This window comes from Pseudarthrobacter sp. NBSH8 (assembly GCF_014217545.1).
Lineage (GTDB): Bacteria > Actinomycetota > Actinomycetes > Actinomycetales > Micrococcaceae > Arthrobacter.
The window spans coordinates 3,946,227-3,966,988 of the sequence record NZ_CP043178.1 but is presented as its reverse complement, the minus strand read 5'-3'; the positions used below and the strand labels follow the sequence as shown (position 1 = coordinate 3,966,988).

22 protein-coding genes are annotated in these 20,762 nt (G+C 66.7%); 10 read left to right on the top strand and 12 right to left on the bottom strand.

Annotated elements, in window-relative coordinates:
- The 7 genes from FYJ92_RS18370 to FYJ92_RS18340 all read left to right on the top strand — a co-directional run bounded on the left by FYJ92_RS18370 (position 1) and on the right by FYJ92_RS18340 (position 6,235).
- A complete protein-coding gene (locus FYJ92_RS18370; RefSeq protein WP_185261981.1) occupies positions 1 to 660 on the top strand; it encodes a 3-oxoacid CoA-transferase subunit A in 660 nt (219 codons plus the stop codon).
- A gap of 2 nt (positions 661 to 662) precedes the next feature.
- Positions 663 to 1,355 (top strand): 3-oxoacid CoA-transferase subunit B, encoded by a 693-nt coding sequence (locus FYJ92_RS18365; protein WP_185261980.1) that lies wholly within the window; start codon positions 663 to 665, stop codon positions 1,353 to 1,355.
- A gap of 31 nt (positions 1,356 to 1,386) precedes the next feature.
- The gene (locus FYJ92_RS18360; RefSeq protein ID WP_185261979.1) at positions 1,387 to 2,199 is read left to right on the top strand and encodes an IclR family transcriptional regulator C-terminal domain-containing protein; all 813 of its coding nucleotides are present in this window, start codon (positions 1,387 to 1,389) and stop codon (positions 2,197 to 2,199) included.
- Between the two features lie 140 nt (positions 2,200 to 2,339).
- Positions 2,340 to 3,548 (top strand): Re/Si-specific NAD(P)(+) transhydrogenase subunit alpha, encoded by a 1,209-nt coding sequence (locus tag FYJ92_RS18355; RefSeq protein ID WP_185261978.1) that lies wholly within the window; start codon positions 2,340 to 2,342, stop codon positions 3,546 to 3,548.
- Positions 3,548 to 3,898, top strand: coding sequence for an NAD(P) transhydrogenase subunit alpha (locus tag FYJ92_RS18350; RefSeq protein WP_255482203.1), 351 nt, complete (start codon positions 3,548 to 3,550; stop codon positions 3,896 to 3,898). Before FYJ92_RS18355 ends, FYJ92_RS18350 begins: the two co-directional genes overlap by 1 nt.
- Positions 3,895 to 5,268, top strand: a complete 1,374-nt coding sequence (locus tag FYJ92_RS18345; RefSeq protein ID WP_185261977.1) for an NAD(P)(+) transhydrogenase (Re/Si-specific) subunit beta — start codon at positions 3,895 to 3,897, stop codon at positions 5,266 to 5,268. Before FYJ92_RS18350 ends, FYJ92_RS18345 begins: the two co-directional genes overlap by 4 nt.
- Before the next feature lie 49 nt (positions 5,269 to 5,317).
- Positions 5,318 to 6,235 carry a diacylglycerol kinase family protein gene (locus FYJ92_RS18340; RefSeq protein ID WP_185261976.1) on the top strand — a complete coding sequence of 306 codons (918 nt, stop codon included), beginning with the start codon at positions 5,318 to 5,320 and terminating at the stop codon, positions 6,233 to 6,235.
- 135 nt (positions 6,236 to 6,370) lie between these two features.
- Here FYJ92_RS18340 and FYJ92_RS18335 read toward each other — a convergent pair whose 3' ends face one another.
- From FYJ92_RS18335 to FYJ92_RS18310, 6 genes are all read right to left on the bottom strand, one after another.
- Positions 6,371 to 7,099 carry an aspartate/glutamate racemase family protein gene (locus tag FYJ92_RS18335; protein WP_185261975.1) on the bottom strand — a complete coding sequence of 243 codons (729 nt, stop codon included), beginning with the start codon at positions 7,097 to 7,099 and terminating at the stop codon, positions 6,371 to 6,373.
- Positions 7,100 to 7,107: 8 nt separating this feature from the next.
- A complete protein-coding gene (locus tag FYJ92_RS18330) occupies positions 7,108 to 8,553 on the bottom strand; it encodes an amidohydrolase family protein (RefSeq protein ID WP_185261974.1) in 1,446 nt (481 codons plus the stop codon).
- Positions 8,554 to 8,563: 10 nt separating this feature from the next.
- Positions 8,564 to 9,379, bottom strand: coding sequence for an aspartate/glutamate racemase family protein (locus FYJ92_RS18325; RefSeq protein ID WP_185261973.1), 816 nt, complete (start codon positions 9,377 to 9,379; stop codon positions 8,564 to 8,566).
- On the bottom strand, positions 9,376 to 10,059 hold the full coding sequence (locus FYJ92_RS18320; RefSeq protein ID WP_185261972.1) for a GntR family transcriptional regulator: 684 nt from the start codon (positions 10,057 to 10,059) through the stop codon (positions 9,376 to 9,378). Before FYJ92_RS18320 ends, FYJ92_RS18325 begins: the two co-directional genes overlap by 4 nt.
- Before the next feature lie 108 nt (positions 10,060 to 10,167).
- Positions 10,168 to 11,526 (bottom strand): MFS transporter, encoded by a 1,359-nt coding sequence (locus tag FYJ92_RS18315; protein ID WP_185261971.1) that lies wholly within the window; start codon positions 11,524 to 11,526, stop codon positions 10,168 to 10,170.
- Positions 11,527 to 11,852: 326 nt separating this feature from the next.
- A complete protein-coding gene (locus FYJ92_RS18310; protein ID WP_185261970.1) occupies positions 11,853 to 12,707 on the bottom strand; it encodes an ACT domain-containing protein in 855 nt (284 codons plus the stop codon).
- A 148-nt stretch (positions 12,708 to 12,855) separates the two neighbouring features.
- Here FYJ92_RS18310 and FYJ92_RS18305 point away from each other — a divergent pair, with 148 nt between their 5' ends.
- Positions 12,856 to 13,938, top strand: coding sequence for an FUSC family protein (locus FYJ92_RS18305; RefSeq protein ID WP_185261969.1), 1,083 nt, complete (start codon positions 12,856 to 12,858; stop codon positions 13,936 to 13,938).
- A gap of 62 nt (positions 13,939 to 14,000) precedes the next feature.
- Here the strand turns inward: FYJ92_RS18305 and FYJ92_RS18300 are convergent, their stop codons facing one another.
- The 5 genes from FYJ92_RS18300 to purB form a co-directional block, all read right to left on the bottom strand.
- Positions 14,001 to 14,627, bottom strand: a complete 627-nt coding sequence (locus tag FYJ92_RS18300) for a thymidine kinase (RefSeq protein WP_185261968.1) — start codon at positions 14,625 to 14,627, stop codon at positions 14,001 to 14,003.
- A gap of 105 nt (positions 14,628 to 14,732) precedes the next feature.
- A complete protein-coding gene (locus FYJ92_RS18295) occupies positions 14,733 to 15,167 on the bottom strand; it encodes an acyl-CoA thioesterase (protein WP_082575848.1) in 435 nt (144 codons plus the stop codon).
- A gap of 76 nt (positions 15,168 to 15,243) precedes the next feature.
- Positions 15,244 to 15,747: a GNAT family N-acetyltransferase gene (locus tag FYJ92_RS18290; protein WP_185261967.1), complete on the bottom strand. Its 504-nt coding sequence runs from the start codon at positions 15,745 to 15,747 to the stop codon at positions 15,244 to 15,246.
- A gap of 239 nt (positions 15,748 to 15,986) precedes the next feature.
- On the bottom strand, positions 15,987 to 16,658 hold the full coding sequence (locus FYJ92_RS18285; RefSeq protein WP_185261966.1) for a histidine phosphatase family protein: 672 nt from the start codon (positions 16,656 to 16,658) through the stop codon (positions 15,987 to 15,989).
- A 262-nt stretch (positions 16,659 to 16,920) separates the two neighbouring features.
- Positions 16,921 to 18,363 carry an adenylosuccinate lyase gene (gene purB, locus FYJ92_RS18280; RefSeq protein WP_185261965.1) on the bottom strand — a complete coding sequence of 481 codons (1,443 nt, stop codon included), beginning with the start codon at positions 18,361 to 18,363 and terminating at the stop codon, positions 16,921 to 16,923.
- 188 nt (positions 18,364 to 18,551) lie between these two features.
- Between purB and FYJ92_RS18275 the strand changes: the two genes are divergently transcribed.
- Positions 18,552 to 18,854: a hypothetical protein gene (locus FYJ92_RS18275; RefSeq protein ID WP_185261964.1), complete on the top strand. Its 303-nt coding sequence runs from the start codon at positions 18,552 to 18,554 to the stop codon at positions 18,852 to 18,854.
- Positions 18,854 to 20,293 (top strand): hypothetical protein, encoded by a 1,440-nt coding sequence (locus FYJ92_RS18270; RefSeq protein ID WP_185261963.1) that lies wholly within the window; start codon positions 18,854 to 18,856, stop codon positions 20,291 to 20,293. The genes FYJ92_RS18275 and FYJ92_RS18270 overlap by 1 nt, the downstream gene beginning before the upstream one ends.
- A gap of 9 nt (positions 20,294 to 20,302) precedes the next feature.
- Here the strand turns inward: FYJ92_RS18270 and FYJ92_RS18265 are convergent, their stop codons facing one another.
- Positions 20,303 to 20,731 carry a phage holin family protein gene (locus FYJ92_RS18265; RefSeq protein ID WP_185261962.1) on the bottom strand — a complete coding sequence of 143 codons (429 nt, stop codon included), beginning with the start codon at positions 20,729 to 20,731 and terminating at the stop codon, positions 20,303 to 20,305.
- Between the last annotated feature and the right edge of the window lie 31 nt (positions 20,732 to 20,762).

The window sequence follows — 20,762 nt, the reverse complement described above, 5'->3', positions numbered from 1 at the left end:
ATGCTGACATTTGTTGACTCCGTAGACGAGGCCGTGTCCGGGATCAAGGACGGCTCCACCGTGATGATCGGTGGGTTTGGCAACGCCGGCCAGCCGTTCGAACTGATCGATGCGCTGATGGGCTGCGGCGCCAAGGACCTGACCGTGGTGAACAACAACGCCGGCCAGGGAGACCAGGGCCTGGCGCTGCTGATCAAGGAGGGCCGGGTGCGGAAGATGATCTGCTCGTTCCCGCGGCAGTCCGATTCGTGGCACTTTGACGCCAAGTTCCACGCCGGTGAGATCGAGCTGGAGCTGGTGCCGCAGGGCAACCTGGCCGAGCGTATCCGCGCTGCCGGTGCCGGCATCGGCGGGTTCTTCACGCCCACCGGCTACGGCACCATGCTGGCGAAGGGCAAGGAAACCCGCATCATCGACGGCCGCGGCCAGGTCTTCGAGACACCCATCCACGCCGACGTCGCGCTGATCAAGGCCCTGAAGGCCGACGGCGTGGGGAACCTTGTGTACCGCAAGACCGCCAGGAACTTCGGCCCCATCATGGCTGCCGCAGCGAAGCACACGGTGGTCCAGGTGTCCGAGATTGTCCCCACCGGCGGGCTCGATCCCGAAAACATCGTGACTCCCGGCATCTACGTCAACAGCATCGTGAAGGTGGCCTGAACATGAGCGCACAGACCAACAGCCAGGCCAGCATTCAGACGTCCCACAAGCCCTTGGGCCGCGATCAGCTCGCCGAACTCGTGGCCCGCGACATCGCGCCGGGCTCGTTCGTGAACCTCGGCATCGGCCAGCCCACGCTGGTCTCCAACTACCTCAAGCCGGAGCAGAACATCACGCTCCACACGGAGAACGGCATGCTGGGTATGGGCCCCGCGGCTGAGGGCGACGACATCGACGGCGACCTCATCAACGCCGGCAAGATCCCCGTCACCGAACTGCCCGGGGCGTCCTACTTCCACCACGCGGACTCGTTCGCGATTATGCGCGGCGGCCACCTGGACATCTGCGTGCTCGGAGCGTTCCAGGTCTCGGCCACCGGCGACCTCGCCAACTGGCACACCGGCGCCCCCGACGCCATCCCCGCCGTGGGCGGCGCGATGGACCTCGCCACCGGCGCCAAGGACGTGTTTGTGATGATGACGCTCCTGACCCGCGAGGGCGCCTCCAAGATCGTGGAAGCGTGCACCTACCCGCTCACGGGCGTGGGCTGCGTGACCCGCGTGTATACGGACAAGGCCGTCTTCCTGACAGGGCCCGGCGGCGTCATTGTCCGCGAGACGTTCGGCTGCACCTTCGAGGAACTCCAGGAACTGGTGCCCGTCCCGCTCAAGCCGGCCGCCGCCGTCGCGCCCTAGCTCCATCCCGGGCCGAATAGGATTGGTAACCATGACCAACGCACCCGCAGACTCACGGGCCGCCCCGCAGGCGAGTGACCAGTACGTGCAGTCGCTGGCGCGCGGGCTGGCCGTGATTCGCGCCTTTGATACCGACCACCCGGTCATGACCCTCACCGAGGTGGCGGCCCGGACGGACCTGACCCGAGCCACGGCCCGGCGCTTTCTCCACACCCTCGTTGAGCTGGACTACGTACGGACCGACGGTAAGACGTTTGCGCTCACGGCCAAGGTCCTGCAGCTCGGCTACGCCTACCTCAGCGGACTGTCCCTCCCGCAGCTTGCCCAGCCGCACCTGGAGGAGCTGTCCCTCAAGCTGGGCGAGTCCACATCGGCGGCGGTGCTGGACGGCACGGACATTGCCTACATCGCCCGGGTGACCACTCGCCGCATCATGAACGTGGGCATCACGGTGGGCACCCGCTTCCCGGCCTATGCCACGTCCATGGGCAGGGTGCTGCTCGCGGCCCTGCCGCCCGCCGGGCTCAGGGACTACCTGGCGGCGGCGGACATCAAACCGCTGACGCCGCGCGGGCTGGGCACTGTCCCGGAGCTGCTGGCAGTGCTGGATACGGTCCGCGCCCAGGGCTGGTGCCTGCTTGACCAGGAGCTTGAGCTCGGGCTGATGTCCGTTGCCGCTCCCGTGTACGACGGGCCAACAAAGGTGGTGGCCGCGGTGAACGTATCCCTCCAGGCCCAATCGGTGGCGGCCCAACCGGACCCGGAAGCATACCTCGCTGCCGTGGCCCGCGAAATCGTGGCGACCGCGAAGCTGGTCTCGGCGGACCTCAGCGCGCGCCAGTAAGCTGGCGGCCGGCTGGCTCTTGCGGGTCTGCGCGAACAGGCAGCAAATGCCCCCAAAACGCGAATCTGAGCGAATTAGCTGCCAGTTCGTGCAAGGCGCCATAGACTCGAGCCAACTACGTCCGTAAGGGAGTTGGCGGTTTGAGACTGGGCATACCGCGGGAACGTCATGAGGGTGAACGGCGTGTGGCCGCCACGCCGGAAACGGTCAGGCAGTTGGCGGGGCTGGGCCTGGACGTCCTGATCGAGGCGGGAGCCGGGGCCGCCGCCGGCCATTCGGACCACGATTACACCGACGCGGGAGCCCGCATCGTCCAGGACCTGGACTCCGGTGACCTGGACGTCCTGGTCCACGTCCGCCCGCTGGAACCCCCGACGGCGGCAGCCCTGAAAAGGGGCACCGTCACCGTTGGCCTGGCGTCGCCGTCGTCCGAGCTCGCCACCGTGCAGGCGTTCGTGGAGGCCGGCGTGACCGCCTTCGCCCTGGAACTGGTGCCCCGCATCTCCAGGGCCCAGTCCATGGATGCGCTCAGCTCCCAGGCCCTGGTGGCTGGCTACCGCTGCGTGCTGGAAGCCGCCATCCGGCTCCCGCGCTTCTTCCCGCTGTACATGACCGCTGCCGGCACCGTCCCGCCGGCCCGGGTGCTGGTGCTCGGCGCCGGGGTTGCCGGGCTGCAGGCCATCGGCACCGCGAAGCGGTTGGGGGCCAGGGTCTCTGCCAACGACATCCGGCCCGCCTCCGCCGACGAGGTCGCATCGATGGGCGGCACGTTCATCAAACTTGATCTGGAAACGGCGGAGGCATCGGGCGGCTACGCCCGCGAGCTCAGCGCCGACCGCGGCGCCCTGCAGCGTGAACTCCTCGCCCCGCACGTGGCCATGGCCGATGTCCTGATTACGACCGCGGCGGTTCCCGGCAGGCGCGCACCGCTGCTGGTCAGCCGGCAAATGGTGCAGGGCATGCGCCCCGGTTCCGTCGTCGTCGACCTCGCCGCTGAGTCCGGCGGCAACGTGGAGGGAGCCGTTCCCGGCGAGGACATCCTGATCCCCACCGCTGACGGTCAGGGCCACGTCACGCTGGTGGGGCTGAAGGATGCGCCGTCCGCGATGGCGCAGGACGCATCGCGGCTGTACGCCAAGAATGTGGCCAACCTGCTCGCCCTGATGATCCGGGAAGGCACCGTTGCCCCCGATTTCGAGGACGAGGTGGTAGCCGGAGCGTGCCTGACGCACGACGGCGCGGTGCGGCACCAGCCCACGGCCGAGGCTCTGGCGGCACTTGTGCCTGCCCTGCCCGACCATGCGCACCGGGTCCAGAACGACAGGGTCCAGACTGAGGGGGGAATCTGATGGACGGCATGAGCCTGCTGACGGTCACCGTGCTGGCGGTGTTTGTGGGCTTCGAGGTGGTTTCCAAGGTCTCGAGTACCCTGCACACCCCGCTGATGTCCGGCGCCAACGCCATCCACGGCATCATCCTGGTGGGCGCAATCATTGTGGCCGGGCAGGCCGCGGACCCGTGGATCCTGGCCGTGGCGCTGCTCGCCGTGGTGCTGGCCACGGCCAACCTGGTGGGCGGCTTTGTGGTGACGGACCGGATGCTGCACATGTTCCGTGCCCGGAAGGACGTCGTCCGCCAGGGCGCCCCGGTCCAAGGCGCCCCGCTCAAGGACTCCACCGGCAAGGAGGACGCGAAGTGACTCTCCTCGATCCGGTCTGGACCTCGCTTCTCTACCTCGCCGCCGCGGTGTTCTTTATCTTGGCGCTTCGCGGGCTCAGCTCGCCCCGGACCGCCCGCCGCGGCAACCTCATCGGCGCATTCGGTGCGCTGCTCGCCGTCGTTACGGTCTTCCTTTCCGCCCGGCTGGACAACATCCCCTGGATCATCGGTGCCATTGCGGTGGGGACCGCGGTGGCGGCGCCGGTGGCCCGGCGGGTGCAGATGACCCAGATGCCCCAGCTCGTCGCGCTGTTTAACGGGGTGGGGGGCGGCGCCGCAGCCCTGGTGGCACTGCTGGAACTCAGCCATTCGGCCGACCCCTGGGTCCGCGTTGCAATCGTGTTCACCCTCCTGGTGGGGGCCGTTTCCTTCGCAGGTTCCGGGGTCACTTTCGCCAAACTCCAGGAGCTGATGACCACCCGCCCCGTCGTTTTTCCGGGCCTCCCCGTGGTGATGGCCGCGGTGCTCCTCGCCGCGGTGGGCACCGCCGTCGCCGTCGTCCTGACCGGTTCCCTGGCGCTTGCGGTGCTGCTGATGGTGCTGGGCCTGGCGGCCGGCGCGCTGCTGGTGCTGCCGGTGGGCGGCGCGGACGTGCCCATCGTCATCTCGCTCCTGAACGCGTTCACCGGCCTGGCCGTGGCGGCGTCGGGCGTGGTGCTGGGCAACGTGCTGCTGGTGGTGGCCGGCACGCTGGTGGGCGCCTCCGGTACCATCCTCACCCGGGCCATGGCGGCCGCGATGGGCCGCAGCGTGGCCGGCATCCTGTTCGGTGCATTCAAGGGAGGTTCGACGGCGGGATCCACCGCCGTGAGCGAACGTCCCGTCAGGTCCTCCAGCCCGGAGGACGTCGCGGTGCTTCTGGGCTACGCGCAGCGGGTGATCATCGTCCCCGGCTACGGCCTGGCCGTGGCCCAGGGCCAGCACACCGCGGCAGAGCTGGCCCTGGCCCTCGAAGCCCGCGGCATCGAGGTGGACTTCGCCATACACCCCGTGGCCGGCCGGATGCCGGGGCACATGAACGTGCTCCTGGCCGAGGCCAACGTGCCGTACGAATCACTCAAAGAGATGGGCGAGATCAATTCCGAATTCCGCATGGCCGACGTCGCTTTGGTGGTGGGCGCCAACGACGTGGTGAACCCCGCGGCGAAGACGTCCTCCGGCTCGCCGATCTACGGCATGCCCATCCTGGAAGTGGCCGACGCCCGCCAGGTGATCTTCCTGAAACGCTCCATGCGGCCCGGATTCGCCGGAATCGAGAACGAGCTCCTGTACGAGCCGCAGACCTCGCTGCTCTTCGGCGACGCCAAGGATTCACTCGCCAAGGTGCTGGGCGCGGTGAAGGCGCTGTAACGAAGTACGCTGTCCCCAGACCCACTTTCCCATGTCAGCGAAGGACACCATGACAGCCAACAGCTCCACTCCCCTCAAGCGCCCGGCCATCATCATCAACCCTGCCAAGCCGGTGGACATCGACGTGCGTGCCCTGGCGGCGAAGCACTGCTCGGAGAACGGCTGGGGCGAGCCCATCTGGCTGGAGACCACCAAGGAGGACCCCGGCGTCGGCCAGGCGAAGGAGGCGCTCACGCAAGGGGCCGACGTCGTTATTGCCGCCGGCGGCGACGGCACCGTGCGGTGTGTGGCCGAGGTCCTGTCCGGCGGCGACGTGCCCATGGGGTTGCTTCCGTTCGGCACGGGAAACCTGCTGGCCCGCAACCTCGGCATGGACGTCACGGACTTTGACGGTGCCATGGCCGGGGCGCTGGCGGGCACCGAGCGGAAGATCGACATCGTCCGGGCCGTCCGCCATGACCCGGACAAGGAACAGGTCTTCCTGGTGATGGCGGGCGTGGGCTATGACGCGACCATCATGGCCGACACCAACGAGGACCTCAAGGACAAGGTGGGCTGGCTGGCCTACGTGGACGCCGGCATCCGGAACCTGCCGGGCAAGCCGGTGAAGGCAACCATCGTCCTCGACGGCAAAACGGTGGTGCACCGCGGGGTCCGCAGCGTGATGGTGGGGAACTGCGGCAAGGTCCAGGGTGGGCTGGAGATCTTCCCGGACGCCAAGATGGATGACGGGCTGCTGGACGTGGCGGTGCTGGCCCCGAGGGGGAAGCTCGGGTGGTTCTCCGTGGTGGCCGGCGTGATCGGCAAGGGGAAGGGCAAGGACACGTCCGTGGAGTACTACCAGGGCAAATCCGTGGAGATTACCCTCGAACACAACGATGACTACCAGCTCGACGGCGACCACGAAGGCGACGGCAAGCACGTCCTGATGAGCATTGAGCCCGGCGCGCTGACCATCCGGATGTAGCCCCGGCCGCCGGAACTCCGGCAGCCTGGGCACAGACGTGAAGGCTTCGACGGCGGCCCGCTCCCAGTGGGCGGGCCGCCGTCGGTTCTTGCCTGGGCTGCTGGAACTGCAGGCCGCTGACCTGCTGCCTGGCCGTTAGCCGGCCAACAGCCTGCCCCACCTCGGTGCGAGCAAGGGGGACCCGGCAAGTTTGAGGCAGTGCCACAGCGTCACGGCCACGGAGTCCAGCACCGGAACGCCGGTTTCGGCCTCCACTTCAGCCGCGAGGTTGGCGCCGTACAGGTTGGTGCAGAGGTAGACCAGGGCATCCGGACGGGCTGCGGCCAGCTCCAGCGACCCCGGCCGCATCTCGTCGTCCGTGACCCGGGCGAACGACTCGTTGTCGCTGAGCCCCAGGGCCCGGTGGCCGATGGTTTTGATGCCGTCCCGCTGGTAAGAGTCCATGACAGCGCGGTTGACGTCTTCCGTGTACGGCGTGAAAAGCCCTATCTGCTCCGTGCCGAAGGACTCGAAGGCCGCCAGATAGGCCAGCGTGGACGTGGTGGCCGGGATGCCCGTCGCGTCCGCGATTTCGCCGGCCAGCTCCCGGTCGTGGTCCGCGCCGAGCCAGGAGCCGGACGTGCCGTTCCAGGCGATGACGTCAACGCCTGCCGTTGCCAGCAGCTCGGCGGCGGTGCGCATAACGGCGGGGTCGAACTGCCTGTCCGAGGAGTCATCCAGGGCGATCCTGGTGACGGGGATCCGGGTGAAGTGGATGGTGACGTCGTCCCGGTCGCCCAGGATGCGGTAGCTCTGCGGCTCCAGGCAGGTGTTTGAGGACGGCACGATCATGCCGATGCGGGTCTTGCGTGCTGCGGATGGCATGGCTGCTCCTACTTTGCTGCGGCGAGGGTTGCGGGGGTGGTGGCCCGGGCGGAATCCACGGCGGACGCAAGGTGTTCGCGGAAGCCATTGCGGGCCACGAAACGCCCCACGGCGCCGGGATCGTGGAAGCCGGCGCCGTCGAGCACCACCCGCCCGGCGGACACCACGACGGCGGGCCAGCCCGTGAGCGTCAGGCCGTCGAACGGCGAGAAATCGGTGCCCATGTGCAGCGCTCCGCCGTCGACCGTCCGTTCCTCGGAGGGGTCGAAGATCACCACGTCGGCGTCGAAGCCTGCGGCGATGGTCCCCTTGCCGGGGACCGCGTTGATGCGGGCCGGGCCTGCGGCGAAGACCTCCACGAACTCTTCCACCGAGCTGTCGGCGGAAACCATGGCCGTGAAGGTGACGGGCATCCGGGTTTCCACGCCGGGCAGGCCGTGCGGCATGGCGCGGACGTCGTCCGTGCGCTCGCGCTTCTGGGACAGGTCGTAGCAGGAGTGGTCCGAGGAGACGGTGTGGATGGCGCCGCCGGCCAGCCGTTCCTTGAGCGCGGCCACGGTTTCGGGGCTGCGCATCGGCGGGCAGCAGGCGTACCACTCCGGGAAAGCTGACCCGTACACCGTGTCATCGAGGGCTAGGTAGTGCGGGCACGTCTCGGAATAGGCTTTCTGGCCGCGGGCACGTGCCTCGGTGACCAGATCCACGGCGCCCGGCGTGGACTGGTGCACGAAGTACACGGGGGCCTGGGTGTACTCGGCCATGGCCAGGGTTTCCCTGACCGAGATTTCCTCGGCGAGTTCCGGGCGCGTGCGGTGCAGGTGTTCGATACCGATCCTGCCGTCGTCGGCGTGCTGCTGCGTGCAGTCGCTGATGATGGGGTCGTGTTCGGCGTGGATGTAGGTGAGGCCGTCGAGCCGGACCATCTCGCGCATGACCTTCAGGATGGTGTCCCCGTCCGCCATGGTGCTGCCGCGGTTGGTGGTGTACATCTTGACGGACCGGACGCCCTCGGCGGCGAGCTGCTCCAGCTGCCACGGCACTGTTTCGTCCCAGCTCACCACCGCGCCGTGCAGGGCAATGTCGCAGCGGGACTCAACGGCGAGTTCCTTCTTGTGCAGGACGGCGGCCAGCGGGGTTTCCTGGGCGTCCCGGGGGATGCCAAAGTCGATGATCGTGGTGGTGCCGCCCCACAGCGCCGCGGTCGAAGTGGTGCGGTAGTCGTCGAGGGTGCGGAAGCGTCCGGTCACCTGGGCCACATGGCAGTGGCCGTCCACGCCGCCGGGAATCACCAGCCGGCCGGCGGCGTCGATGGTGCGTTCGGCTGCGGGTATGGCTTCCGAGGCTTCCACGAGTTGGGTGATCAGGCCGTCCTGGATCACGATGTGGGCATTCTGGCGGCCGAAGCTGTTAACGACTGTGGCGTTGGCGATGACAAGGTCGGGCTGGCGGGACATCGTTGTCCTCCTAAATCTGTGAAGCGGCGTGTGCGGACTGGGCGGCGGCCATGGCGGCGTCGAGGTTTTCGGACAGGCCGTTGCGGGCCTTGAGCGGCGGCGGCGCGAAGGCCCCGGCCCGGTGCGGGCCGGACTGAAGCCCGACGACGGCCTCCGCCATGCGGATGCCGGCTGAGATGCCGTCCACCACCGGAACCGGGATCTGGCCCCGAAGTTCGCGGGCCAGCCCGGCAAGGGGTGCCCCTGCGAGGATCACGACGTCGGCGCCGTCCTCGGTGACGGCCTGCCGGCTGAGCGCCAGCAGCGTTTCCTTGAAGTCGTGCTGCACGGACCCGATGCCGTTGAGGCTTTCGTTGATGGAGCGGACGGAGGCCAGCCGGCCGCCGAGGCCGAAGCGTTCCACGCAGTCCAGGTACCAGGGTTTGATCCGGTCCGAGATGGCGATGATGGAGAAACGGTGGCCCTGCAGGGCGGCGGCGCACAGGGCGGCTTCCGTGATGCCGATGACGGGCACGTCTGTGAGTTCCTTCAGGGCAGGCATGCCCGGATCGCCGAAGGCCGCCACGACAACACCGTCGATGCGGTGCCCGTGTGAGGCGCCGTCAGAGATGGTGCTGCTGGCAGCTTCTGCGGTGTATTCGGCGATGACCTCTGCCACCGCGCCGGCGGCGATCAGGGACTCAAAGCGGGTTTCGATGTATTCGACGCCGTGCCCTGCCGTGCGGACCACGAGTTCGGTGTCCGGCGCGGCCGAGCGGAGGGCTTCGGATTCAATCAGGGCCGTAACGTCGTGGCTGATGTTGGGGTTGATGACAAGGAGTTTCATTTTTTCTTCCGGTGAAGAGCGGGTTCTGTTTTCTGGAAGTCGTCGGGGAACTGCTCGCGGTACTTGCCGATGTGCGACGCAGACTGGGCCGCGGCACGGTCCGGATCGCCGCTGGCGATGGCGCCGTACAATTCCCGGTGTTCCTGGATCAGTTCGGGCAGGTCGCTGACGTGCCGGAACAGCCAGTGCATGCGGCCCTGCAGTGGTTCCAGTGCGGATTTGAGGAAGCCGTTGTCCGCGATCCGGGTGATGGCGTCGTGGAATTCGCTGTTGGCCCGGTGGGCTTCCATGACGGCGCCCTTGGCGAGGCAGCGTTCGGCCTCCTCCAGCAGGCCGTCAAGGTAGCCCAGGTCTTCCGTTGTTGCGCGGACGGCGGCCAGCCGGCAGGCCAGCACCTCGAGTGACTGCCGGACGTCGAAGAGATCCTCCACGTCCTTGGGGCTGAGTGAGCTGACCTCGGCTCCGCGGGCTCCCCGGTCGCTGAGGAGGCCCTCCTGGCGCAGCATCCGGAGCGCCTCGCGGACCGGCAGCCGGGAGACATTGAATTCGGCTGCCAGGTCGCGCTCCACCAACCGTGTGCCGGGAGCGTAATGCCCTTCAAAGATCCTGGTGCGGAGGGTGTCCCGGACAGTCTCGCGGAGGGGGCGTTCCTTGTCCTGGGTCTCTTCGGCGGTAAGCATGGTGCTCCATTCGGATTCTTTGGTGACGTTGCGCTCCCGGCGGCCGGGAGATGGTGCTGTGGCCTAGCTTAGGGCGGGCCGGCGTGGACGGTTGTCCTAACAGGTGGCCTAGACGGGAAGCCGCTTGGTGTAGTTCAACGTCAGGACAGAGGCGCCCATGATGATTGCGGATCCCACGAAGTACAGCAGAGCCCACGTGTAGGAGCCGGTCGCCCCGACGATCAGGCCCACGGCTATCGGAGTGACGAAACCGGCGATGTTGCCGCTGAAGTTCATGGCGCCGCCCAGGACACCGGCGTTCGTCCGGCCGCCCAGGATGGAGGGGATGCTCCAGAACAGGCCCACCCAGCGGAGGAAGAACATGACCACGGACAGGAGGACAACAGCGGTCGTCGAATCAGCAACGATGGTAACTCCGATGAGGCCGCCGATTACCACGATGCTGGAGATACCGAGGAGGGTCCGCATAACGAGGTTGGCCGAAGCTCCGGAGTTGCGCCATTTGTCGGCGATGGTGCCGCCCAGGATTTCCCCGACGAATCCGGCCCCGAAGATCACGAAGGTGGACCAGCCGATGGTCTTGAGGTCAAAACCCTTGGCCTGGGCCAAGTACAGCGGACCCCACGTCAGCAGGCCATAGAAAACGCCGTTGAAACCCAGCCAGCCGAAGCACATTGCCCAGAAAGACCGGAATCGCAGGTAGGGCAGAAGCGCGCGCTTTCCTTTGCTGCCGCCCAGCTCAGCTTCTGAATCCTCCGCGGCGTGGGAGGCCTCAAGGTATTCCGCCTCGGCTTCGTTGACCCCGGGGTGCTGCCTCGGGTTGTCCCGGACGTACCACCACACGGCAAGGCCCATCAGGACGGTGGCGGCGCCGGCGATGATGAACGCGAGGCGCCAACTGCCGGTGGAGGCGATCAGGCCGGCAATGAGGATGCCGCCCAGGCCAGCACCGAGGGGGGCCCCGGCGTCGAGGATGGTGGCACCGCGGCCACGTTCGGATTTGTGCATCCAGATGGCGTTCAGCTTGCCGCCGGCCGGCATAACGCCGGCTTCCGTAACGCCGATACCCATCCGGGCAATGAACATGCTGAGGAAGCCGCCGGCGAAGCCGGAGGCGGCCGTGGCCGCCCCCCATCCGACGCAGGATGCCGTCATGACCTTGCGGGGACCGAACTTGTCGATCAGCAGGCCTACCGGGACCTGCATCAGCGCGTAGGTCCAGAAGAAGGCGGAGAGCAGGAGCCCCACGAGCTCCGGGGCGAGATTGAATTCCTTCTGGATGATCGGGAGGGCCACCGAGATGGACCCCCGGTCGATGTAATTGACGGCCACGAGGACCAGCAGGAGCAGGAACATTTTCCAGCGGACGTTGGTGCGACGTTGCACGCCGTCCTTCTGCTGTTGGCCGCTGGTCGCGGGGTTCAAGGTGCCGTCAGCGCTTGCTGTTTTGGTGTTCGGAATAGACACAGCTTCTCCTTCACGGGGAAGTTACGGATGGGGAACGGAAGATCCGGGATTTGGAACGTATGGCCCGCGGGTGGGCGGGCGATAGAAGAAGGTGGCTCCGGATTGCGCGTTGGGAAGCGCCGGAAATGACTTGCCTATTTTGGGATCCCGTTTTGGGATCCCAAAATTAAAGGTAGAAGTGAGCCGCGCCACTGTCAAGGCTTTTCTCCAATTGCGCCGGTGCGGGCCTTAAAAACGGATTGTGACTGCCTGCGCCGCGGCATGGAGAAGTGTGGTTCGGGCCTTCCGCTTGCCGGGTCAGGTCGACGGCGGCCCAGTGCCGGGCACTAGTGCTGGCAGCTGGCGGCAGGCCGATGGGCCAAGATTTCGGCGAGCTCGGCGAGCCGGTGAGCGCGGGCTGACTCGGCGGGTGTGAACGGTTCGCCGGGACGGGCGAACGTGATGGGTCCGTGCCAGGCGGTGGGGATCTTCAGGCGGGTGCCGGTGTCGTGCTTTTCCAGGACCGCCTCCGCAGGCGTGAGGATGCGGGCACGAAGCAGCTCGGCGACTGCCAGCGGCAGCTCGTCAGGGGCATCGGCGATCCGGGCCGCCAGGCTCAGCGCTTTAGTCTGACCGTCCGCCATGGCCAAGGCGGTGGTGGGCCAGACCCGCGACCGCGAGCCGCCGCCGTCGTGCAGTGCCTCCAGCAGGTGCCGTTCACTGAGGTTCCCCGGTGCCGAGAGCACAAACTCGTCCAGCACGCCGCCGGCAACCGGGTGGACATGGATGCTGAGGATGTTGGTGTCCAGTCGGGCCAGCGCCCGGGTGATTTTCTGCAGCGAACCCGGGTGGTCCTGGAGCACCGTTCGCGCCCGCCACAACGCCGGAGCGCTGCCCAGCTTCCTGTGGTGCCGGAGGGCCGGCGCGTGCAGCCAGCCGCGGAGGAGCCGGGCGGCTGAGGGCTCCGCCACCCAGATCACCAGCACGGTGGCGGTGAACGTGAGGACCAGGACCTTGGCAAAATACGGCAGGTGGGTTTCCACCACGAGGGCATGGACCAGCAGTTCGATCGGGAGCATAACGGCCACGTTGGCCAAGGTCAGGCGGGTCTTGGTCGGTTCCGGCATCAGGCCGCAGACTTCACAGCTCAAATCAGCCGCGGCAGGCTTCCTAGGGGCAGGCTTCCTTGCGGTGGGCTTCATGCTTCAAGGATCACAGGTTGGTGTTTCGGCGGCGTTGCCCTGCAGTTCCGATCGTGGGAACAGGCTGCGGCGTAGGATCGATGTGGACGTCAGCGCGGCCGCCCGCCAGTGATGTACCGGTTGGACTGCAGGAAGGCGCCGTCAGCACGTGAAGATCCTCGCTGAGATGTTCAGCATCGCTCCCGCAAACAAGGACCACCACCCGGCCCTCCGCTGTGCTGTGGGAGTGTTTATTCCGCTCCTCACCCTGGTACTGACTGGCCGGCTGGACCTTGCGATCTTCGCCTCGTTTGGTGCATTCACGGGGATCTACGGCCGCGGCGAGCCGCACGGTTCGCGGTTCTTCCTTCAGCTCCGCGCCGGCCTGCTGATGCTGTTGGTCATTCTCCTGGCCTCTCTCGCGGCACGCGCGGGCGGGGCGTGGGGCCTGGACGGGGCCAGCACCACCTGGCTCCTGGTCCTGGCCACCACCGTAGTGGCCGGCGGCTGTTCCGTGGCCATCTCCTGGCTTCGGCTGCGGCCTGCCGGGTCCCTGTTCCACATCTTCGCTTTCGCGGCCATTGCCTCGATCCCCAACCAGCCGCCGCTCTGGGAAGGGATGCTGGTGGTCGTCCTCACCACCGCGTTCTGCCTTCTGATCGGCTTCTCTTCGCGCGTGCTGCCGAGTCACCGTACACCCTGGGCCTGGCCGCGCCCGCTCAGCCGTACTCCGGATGAGCGGCGGGCAGCCTGGCTGGAGGGCTTCGGCTATTTCGTGGCAGCCGGACTGGCCGGTTCGTTGGCGACTCTGGTGGGCCAACCCCTGGGTTTTGGCCACAACTACTGGGCCATGGTGGCGGCGGTGGTGCCGCTGGTGGGGCACACCACTGTGCATCGGGTCCGCCGCGGCGTGCAGAGGATCATCGGTACTGTCCTTGGGCTCGTGGTGCTGGCCGGGATCCTGTTGCTGAACCTGGAACCGGGGGAGACCGTGCTGGTTATGGCTCTGTGTCAGTTCGGTGCTGAGTTGTTCATTGCCCGCCAGTACTTGCTGGCGCAGGTCTTCGTGACGCCGCTGGCCCTGATCTCCACGCTTCTGGTGGCGCCGGCGTCGCCCACCAGCCTGCTCCGGGACAGGATCGTCGAGACGGTGATCGGTGCCGTCGTCGGGATCGCCGTGGTGCTGGCACCTGTCCTCTGGCGGCGGGTGCGGCAGGTGCCGGGGGTGCCGGGTTCGCCGGGTGTGAGCTGAGACGGATGTAATCCGGAGCCGGGAGGGTTGCCGGGCGGGGCTGCCGGGCGCGGCGCCAGGCCTCAGGAACCCAGCCGGCCGCCAGATTCCTCGAGGTAGCAGGACCCGCACAGGGATTCGTACCAGACGTCCTGGCCGTCGATGGCCACCTGATCGCCGTCGAACACCACCTTGTTGCCAACCCGCCGGGTGTTGAAGATGGCCTTGCGCCCGCACCGGCAAATGGTCTTGAGCTCTTCCAGCGTGTGGGCCACCTCCAGAAGCCGGCGTGATCCCGGGAAGGCATGGGTCAGGAAGTCGGTCCTGATGCCATAAGCCAGTACCGGGACGTTGTCCAGGACGGCGATGCGGAACAGGTCATCCACCTGGGCCGGCGTCAGGAACTGGGCCTCGTCCACCAGAAAACAGGCCACCGGCTTCTGGTCCATGTGCTCCAGCAGCGCATCCGGGTCATCGCCGGCCGCATGGGCGGCGAAGAGTTCGCGCACGGGGGTGGTGGCGGACAGCAGGAAGTCCACGGACCGTGTCATGCCCAGCCGGGACACAATGTCCGTATCGCCTTTGGTATCCACGCCAGGCTTGGCCAGCAGGACGCGCTGTCCGCGCTCCTCGTAGTTGAAAGCGGCCTGCAGGAGTCCGGTGGACTTGCCGGAATTCATGGCGCCGTAGCGGAAGTAGAGCTTGGCCAAGAGAGTCCTTTCAAGGGGTCCGGCTATCGATCCTATGCCGTACGACCCAGGGACCCATGGCGGTGACGTGACGCGGGGCCGGGCGGCGTAAGGCGTCCGCCTGCGTCAGTCCTGAATGAGCGTTTCGGTCAGGTGATGAGTGGGAATCCGGTCCCGCTCATAGGTGATTTCGGTGTAGCCGTGTGGCTCCGGCTTGCCAGCCGGGCTGAGGTTCACAAAGACGATCTCTTCGATGGTGAGGATGCTCTGGCGCGTGATCATGTTGCGGACTTCGGCGCGCATGGTCAAGGATGTCCGGCCGAAGCGCGTTGCCGTCAGGCCCATCTCCACCAGGTCGCCCTGCACGGCGGAGCTCACGAAGTTGATCTCCGAGATGTACTTCGTGACAGCGCGGCCGTTGCCAAGCTGGAGGATGGCGTAGATCGCGGCTTCCTCATCGATCCATTTCAGCAGGCTTCCGCCGAAGAGGGTTCCGTTGGCGTTCAGGTCCTCCGGCCGGATCCATTTGCGGGTGCGGAAGGTGATGTCAGTGGATTCCATATGGCGAGGTTAGCGTGCCGCGGCGCACGTTACGTCGTAGCTGTTGTTGTGTAACGGGCCGCCGCCCGGATTTGGCTCATGCCATGGCAGTGTGGGCGGCGCTGTGCGAGTCAATCGACTTGGCGTAGCAGTACGAGTGCTCCACTCCCACGTAAGCGCCAAAGTTGGGGACGGAGTCGAAGCCGGAGTTCTCGTAGAAGTTCCGGCCGTCCGGCTGCGCCGAGCCCGCTTCGGCCTTGATGCGCGTGATGCCCTGCTTGTGCGCCTCTGCTTCGAGGGCCGCCAGGATGGAGCTGGCCACGCCCGATCCCCGCGTATACGGGAGCACATAAAGCCGCTTGATTTCGGCAGTGGCGCTGTCCAGGAGCCTGAGTCCGCCGCAGCCCACGGGCTGTCCCGAGCCTTTGTCGTACGCCACCAGGAACACGGCGCAGTCGGCGCCCGACGGCGGGGTCCCCGGTTCGTGGTCAGGGGTACCGAAGCGGGCGTCCAGTTCCGCCTGCTGGGCCCTGCGCAGATCGGCGCCCACGGGGTTGGACCAGGTGACCGAACGGATGTTGAGCCGCGGATTGGTCTGCATGACTGCCTCGTTTCGCCGAAGGGTGATGCCTGATAATCCTAAGAGCCCGTGGTTACCGTGGTGTTTCCTTGGCGTAAGCGTCCGGAGAACTTCGGGCTGCCGGCGGACCAGGGTTTCGGGAGCGCGAATGGCCGCCAGTTCCGCGTAGGATCGGGCCCGCCGGTTCAGGGTCTCCGGGCTGTAGTCCTGAAGGTCCTCCGCCGCGACGTGCTCGTAGTGTGTCCAGTGTTTTCCAGCGGCTATACGGCGTCGCCGGTGGGGTCCTCGGCGGTCGGATCCGTAAGGGCGAGGCCGCCCACCGGGCTCCCGTCCCAATGGATCAGCTTCCAGCCGGCGCCGGGGTCCCCTTCCAGGGCCACGATGCCGGTGTTGGACAGGACATGCCGGGCCGCGAACTCATGGTCGGCGCCGGCGGCGCGGAGACCTGTCCAGGTGCGGATGGCGGCGCCATGACTCACGACGGCCGCGACGGCGGTGCCCCCATTGCTGGCCGCGCGCTCGGCAATCCGGTTGATGGCGGCGTCGAACCGTTCGACAAAGTCGTGGCCGTTAGGGCCGGCAGGCATCCTGCGGTCCAGGTCACCGGCTGCCCAAGCAAACACCGTGCCCATGTATCGCATATGCGACTCGTGGTCGGTCAGTTTCTCCAGGGCCCCTGCCTCGATTTCGTGCAGACCATCCAGGATTTCAAGCTCAAGACCGTGGAGCCGGGACAGCGGGCCGGCCGTGATCTGGGTCCGCAGAAGCGTTGACGTGTACAGGGCGCCTATCTGCTCGTTGGCCAGGGACCGTGCCATGGCCTCTGCCTGGCGTTCGCCCAGTTCGGTCAGCCCGGGCCCGGGGTGGGCGGTGTCCAGCTGGCCGAGAACATTTCCGGGGGTCTGTCCGTGGCGGATGAGGAGCAGCTTCATGACTCCATTTTCGCATCCGGCGGCGAATTCCGGCGTCGGCCGGCCGTGCCGCCGTGGTGCGTTCCTGCCCAGTTGCTGGTGCCTGCGGCTGGCCTGACACGGCGTGTCGCACATGCACCGCCTATAGCCGGGCCGGCAACCGGGCGGGAACGAACCGGGCGCGGCCACGGCAACAGGTTTCGGCAGGCTTAACCAAAGGAAGGCACCGGGCCCTCAAAGGACCCGGCGCCGCCGTCGTACGTTTATGGCCGAACGAGTCGGCTTAATTGAGGTGGTCCACCAGCTGGTCCGCGATGCCGGTGTACTTGCCCGGCGTGAGGGCGAGCAGCCGGGCCTCGGCCTCGGGGGAGAGTCCCAGGCTCTGGACGAATTCCCGCATGCGGGCGGCATCCACACGCTGGCCGCGGGTGAGGTCTTTGAGCCGCTCGTACGGGTTTTCCATGCCTTCGACGCCGGCGATCGCCTCGGCGCGCATGACCATCTGGATGGCCTCGCCCAGGATTTCCCAGTTGGTGTCGAGGTCGCCCGCGAGGATGTCTTTGGCAACGTCGAGGCGGTCCAGGCCCTTGGCCACGTTGGAGATCGCCAGGAGTGAGTGGCCGAACGCCACGCCGATGTTGCGCTGGCTGGAGGAGTCGGTGAGGTCGCGCTGCCAGCGGGAGGTCACCAGTGTTGAGCCGAGCACGTCCAGGAGGCCGGAGGAGATTTCCAGGTTGGCCTCGGCGTTCTCGAACCGGATGGGGTTGACCTTGTGCGGCATCGTGGAGGATCCGGTGGCGCCGGCCACGGGGATCTGGGCGAAGTAGCCGATGGAGATGTAGCTCCACACGTCCGTGCAGACGTTGTGCAGGATCCGGTTGAACCGGGCAACGTCGGCGTAAAGCTCGGCCTGCCAGTCATGGCTTTCAATCTGGGTGGTCAGCGGGTTCCACGTCAAGTCCAGGCCCTCGACGAAGGACTTGGCCACCTGCTGCCAGTCGGCGCCGGGGACAGAAGCCACATGGGCTGCGTATGTCCCGGTGGCGCCGTTGATCTTGCCCAGGTATTCGGTCTTGGCGATCCGGTCCAGTTGGCGGGTCAGGCGGTGCGCGATGACTGCCAGCTCCTTGCCCAGGGTGGTGGGCGTGGCCGGCTGGCCGTGTGTGCGGGACAGCATGGGAACCGCACGGTTCTCCTCGGCCATCCTGCTGATCTGGGCCACGAGGGCGCGTGCTGCTGGCAGCCACACGTCCTCCACAGCACCCTTGACGCCCAGGGCGTAAGCAAGGTTGTTGATGTCCTCGGACGTGCAGCCGAAGTGGACCATGGCTGTCAGGTTCCCGATGCCGACGCCGGGCAGACGGCGGCCGATGTAGTACTCAACAGCCTTCACGTCATGGACCGTGACCGCTTCGATTTCGGCGAGCTCGGACACTGAGGCGGAGTTGAATTCGGTGACGATCGCGCGGAGCTTTTTCTGCTGCTCCACGGTGAGCTGGCCTGCGCCGGGAAGGACGTTATTGCTGGTCAGGTGGATGAGCCACTCGACTTCCACGGCCACACGGTCACGGTTCAGTGCTGCCTCGGACAGGTAGTCAACGAGGGGCGCGACGGCGGACTGGTAACGGCCGTCCAGCGGGCCCAGGGCGATCTGGTCCGGTGACGCGGCGAGGGCCAGGCGTCCGGAGGGCGTGCGGGTATCAGCTGTGGCGGCAGTTTCAGGCATGTGCTGATTCTTTCATGAACTCTTCACTGCCGCTTAAGCCGACCGTCTGATGTTCACAACGGCGTGACTTGTCCACATAGCCGACGGCGATGCTTCCGTCGTGCGGGCGGCCTTCCGTAGCGTCGGGTTAGGGACTTGGCGTTGACGGATCAGATATTCGTCCGGGTAGCCGGAAGGGGGGAGCGGGCATGGGCAGTGACGTGACGGCAGCCGACATGGCGGCATGCATGTCCCGCGGTTATGAGGTTCAGCAGTTGGCGGCCCGGGTTGATCTTTGCTTGGGGAGGGTGGAAAAGGTCCTTGGCGGCTTTCGCGAGATCCAGCTCCTGGACTGGCAGTCGCCTGCGGGGCAGGCCTACCGGAATTCGGTAGCCCTACAGGAGGCGGCGCTCGGAAGGGCACGTGTGCGGCTCGAGGATGCGTTGTCTTCGGTGCGAAGCCACGCGCAGGCGGTGGGAGCTTCCGCCGGTAACCCGGCGGGGCGGTACTGATGGCCGAGGTAACCCCGTCCGGGAGCGGCGGACCAATCCAGTTGACAGGACCTGCCGTGGACGGCGGAATGGAAATCAGGGGCGGCGTTGGCGGCATCAGTTTTCAGTTGGAGGAGCTCATAGGCGGCGCGGAGAAGCTTGACGCTGCGGCAGGGGAGCTGGCTGCCGTGGAAGTGGAGGTGCGCCGCATCTGGGAGGACCTGTGTCCGTACCAGGATGAAGCGCGTCCCACCGGGACGGCGGCCCTGATTGGCGTCGGCGAGGCGCAGTGGAGCGTCCAGGCCGTGCGCGCGGAGCTGCAGGGAATCAGTAACCAGGTGCGGGCCAGCAAGCGGGATTACGAAACGGCTGAAGCCTGGGCGGGTTTCGCGCGCGGCATGGGCGGCGGCCTGACCAGCACGGAAACTCTCGGTCGGCAGGCGGGGGATCTCGGGTTGGGCTTCGTTCCCAACAGGGAGGTCGCGGAGCTCGTCGCGGGCCCTTTGGCCATGGCTGCCTTGCTGGCAGTCTCCCCGGAGCGCTTTTGGGTAGCGCTCGCGGCAGACGTGGCGGCGGGCAGGCATATTGCGTCCGCCGTTCCTTTGCTTGCCGGTGTGTCCGGGCGTTCAAACCGAATCCTTCAGCCGCGTCCGGTCACGCTGGAAAAGAAGGAGACGCTGCCCATTGAATTCGACGGCTCTCCGGCTGCGTTGTTGGCACGGGCGCAGATCATCGATGAACGCGGTGAAGGCTACATCGAAGTCGTCGAAGTAGATAACGGGGAGCGGAAGGCCTACGTGGTGGTCATTCCCGGAACGCAGGCCGGAGGTGAAATTGGCGGCGTGAATCCGTTCGATGAAGCCGGCATCGTTGAAGGGCTGGGCCATAGCTCCGCAGAAATCAACGTGGCGGTCTTACGGGCCCTGCAGCATGCAGGCGCGGAAAGAGGGGCGCCGGTCGTGGCGGTGGGCTACAGCCAAGGTGGAATCCATGCCATGAACCTTGCGGCCGACGAAGGGTTCCTCAACCAGTACGACATGGAATATGTTCTCACTGCAGGGTCCCCCGTAGGGGGCATCGTTCCGGAGGTCGGCGTCACTGCACTCCATCTGGAGCATAGGCAGGATTGGGTGCCCGGAGCTGACGGCACACCGAACCCGGACACCAGAAACCGGGTTACGGTGACCCTCAACAGTCCCGTCACCACGCCCGAAGGTGGTGAATTCGGCATCGGTCCAGGCCATCGGCTCAGCAACTACCAGGCAGGCGCCCGGCAGGTTGCAGTGAGCGACGATCCTTCACTCGTGGCGTCAACCGCCGTCCTGGGCGGCCTGCTCGGAGCCGGCGGCACGGCGACGGCCACGCGCTTCGCGCTGACCCGTTCCAAGCCGCCTGAAGCTCTACCGAGGCCCATGCCAGACCCTCCACCGCGGGTCTCTGAGATCGGCCGGGCGCGGTGATCCGCCGGGCTAGCGTCGGCGGCCGCCCGGAACCCTGCTCGCGACCAGCGAAATGAGCGTGATGATGATGGCTGCGAGGACTGCCGTCCAGAAGAACGAGTCGATGGTGAAATCCACCGGCGTGTAACTGCTGAGCCAGGACGTCAGATACAGCATGGCGGCGTTGATGACGATGGTGAACAGGCCCAGCGTGAGGATGGTGATGGGCAAGGACAGGAGGCTGACCAGGGGGCGGACAAACGCGTTCACCACACCGAAGATCAAACCGATGAACAGGTACGCGAGAATGATGCCGACGGTCTCGGTACCCTGCGTTACGCCCGTGTTGGCCACCGCCGCGGTAGTCGCCGAAGTAGAGATATCCAGGCCCGGCAGTATCCAGCTGGCAATCCAGAGGGCCAGCCCGTTTATGAGGACTCGAACAATAAATGAGCGCATACGCCCATGCTGTCACACTGCCCCTGGGCCC

Excerpts from the sequence above, each read along its gene's own strand:
- FYJ92_RS18370 (WP_185261981.1), top strand. The coding sequence starts at position 1 with ATGCTGACATTTGTTGACTCCGTAGACGAGGCCGTGTCCGGGATCAAG.
- FYJ92_RS18365 (WP_185261980.1), top strand. The coding sequence starts at position 663 with ATGAGCGCACAGACCAACAGCCAGGCCAGCATTCAGACGTCCCACAAG.
- FYJ92_RS18360 (WP_185261979.1), top strand. The coding sequence starts at position 1,387 with ATGACCAACGCACCCGCAGACTCACGGGCCGCCCCGCAGGCGAGTGAC.
- FYJ92_RS18350 (WP_255482203.1), top strand. The coding sequence starts at position 3,548 with ATGGACGGCATGAGCCTGCTGACGGTCACCGTGCTGGCGGTGTTTGTG.
- FYJ92_RS18340 (WP_185261976.1), top strand. The coding sequence starts at position 5,318 with ATGACAGCCAACAGCTCCACTCCCCTCAAGCGCCCGGCCATCATCATC.
- FYJ92_RS18335 (WP_185261975.1), bottom strand. The coding sequence starts at position 7,099 with ATGCCATCCGCAGCACGCAAGACCCGCATCGGCATGATCGTGCCGTCC.
- FYJ92_RS18330 (WP_185261974.1), bottom strand. The coding sequence starts at position 8,553 with ATGTCCCGCCAGCCCGACCTTGTCATCGCCAACGCCACAGTCGTTAAC.
- FYJ92_RS18325 (WP_185261973.1), bottom strand. The coding sequence starts at position 9,379 with ATGAAACTCCTTGTCATCAACCCCAACATCAGCCACGACGTTACGGCC.
- FYJ92_RS18320 (WP_185261972.1), bottom strand. The coding sequence starts at position 10,059 with ATGCTTACCGCCGAAGAGACCCAGGACAAGGAACGCCCCCTCCGCGAG.
- FYJ92_RS18310 (WP_185261970.1), bottom strand. The coding sequence starts at position 12,707 with ATGAAGCCCACCGCAAGGAAGCCTGCCCCTAGGAAGCCTGCCGCGGCT.
- FYJ92_RS18295 (WP_082575848.1), bottom strand. The coding sequence starts at position 15,167 with ATGGAATCCACTGACATCACCTTCCGCACCCGCAAATGGATCCGGCCG.
- FYJ92_RS18290 (WP_185261967.1), bottom strand. The coding sequence starts at position 15,747 with ATGCAGACCAATCCGCGGCTCAACATCCGTTCGGTCACCTGGTCCAAC.
- FYJ92_RS18285 (WP_185261966.1), bottom strand. The coding sequence starts at position 16,658 with ATGAAGCTGCTCCTCATCCGCCACGGACAGACCCCCGGAAATGTTCTC.
- purB (WP_185261965.1), bottom strand. The coding sequence starts at position 18,363 with ATGCCTGAAACTGCCGCCACAGCTGATACCCGCACGCCCTCCGGACGC.
- FYJ92_RS18275 (WP_185261964.1), top strand. The coding sequence starts at position 18,552 with ATGGGCAGTGACGTGACGGCAGCCGACATGGCGGCATGCATGTCCCGC.
- FYJ92_RS18270 (WP_185261963.1), top strand. The coding sequence starts at position 18,854 with ATGGCCGAGGTAACCCCGTCCGGGAGCGGCGGACCAATCCAGTTGACA.
- FYJ92_RS18265 (WP_185261962.1), bottom strand. The coding sequence starts at position 20,731 with ATGCGCTCATTTATTGTTCGAGTCCTCATAAACGGGCTGGCCCTCTGG.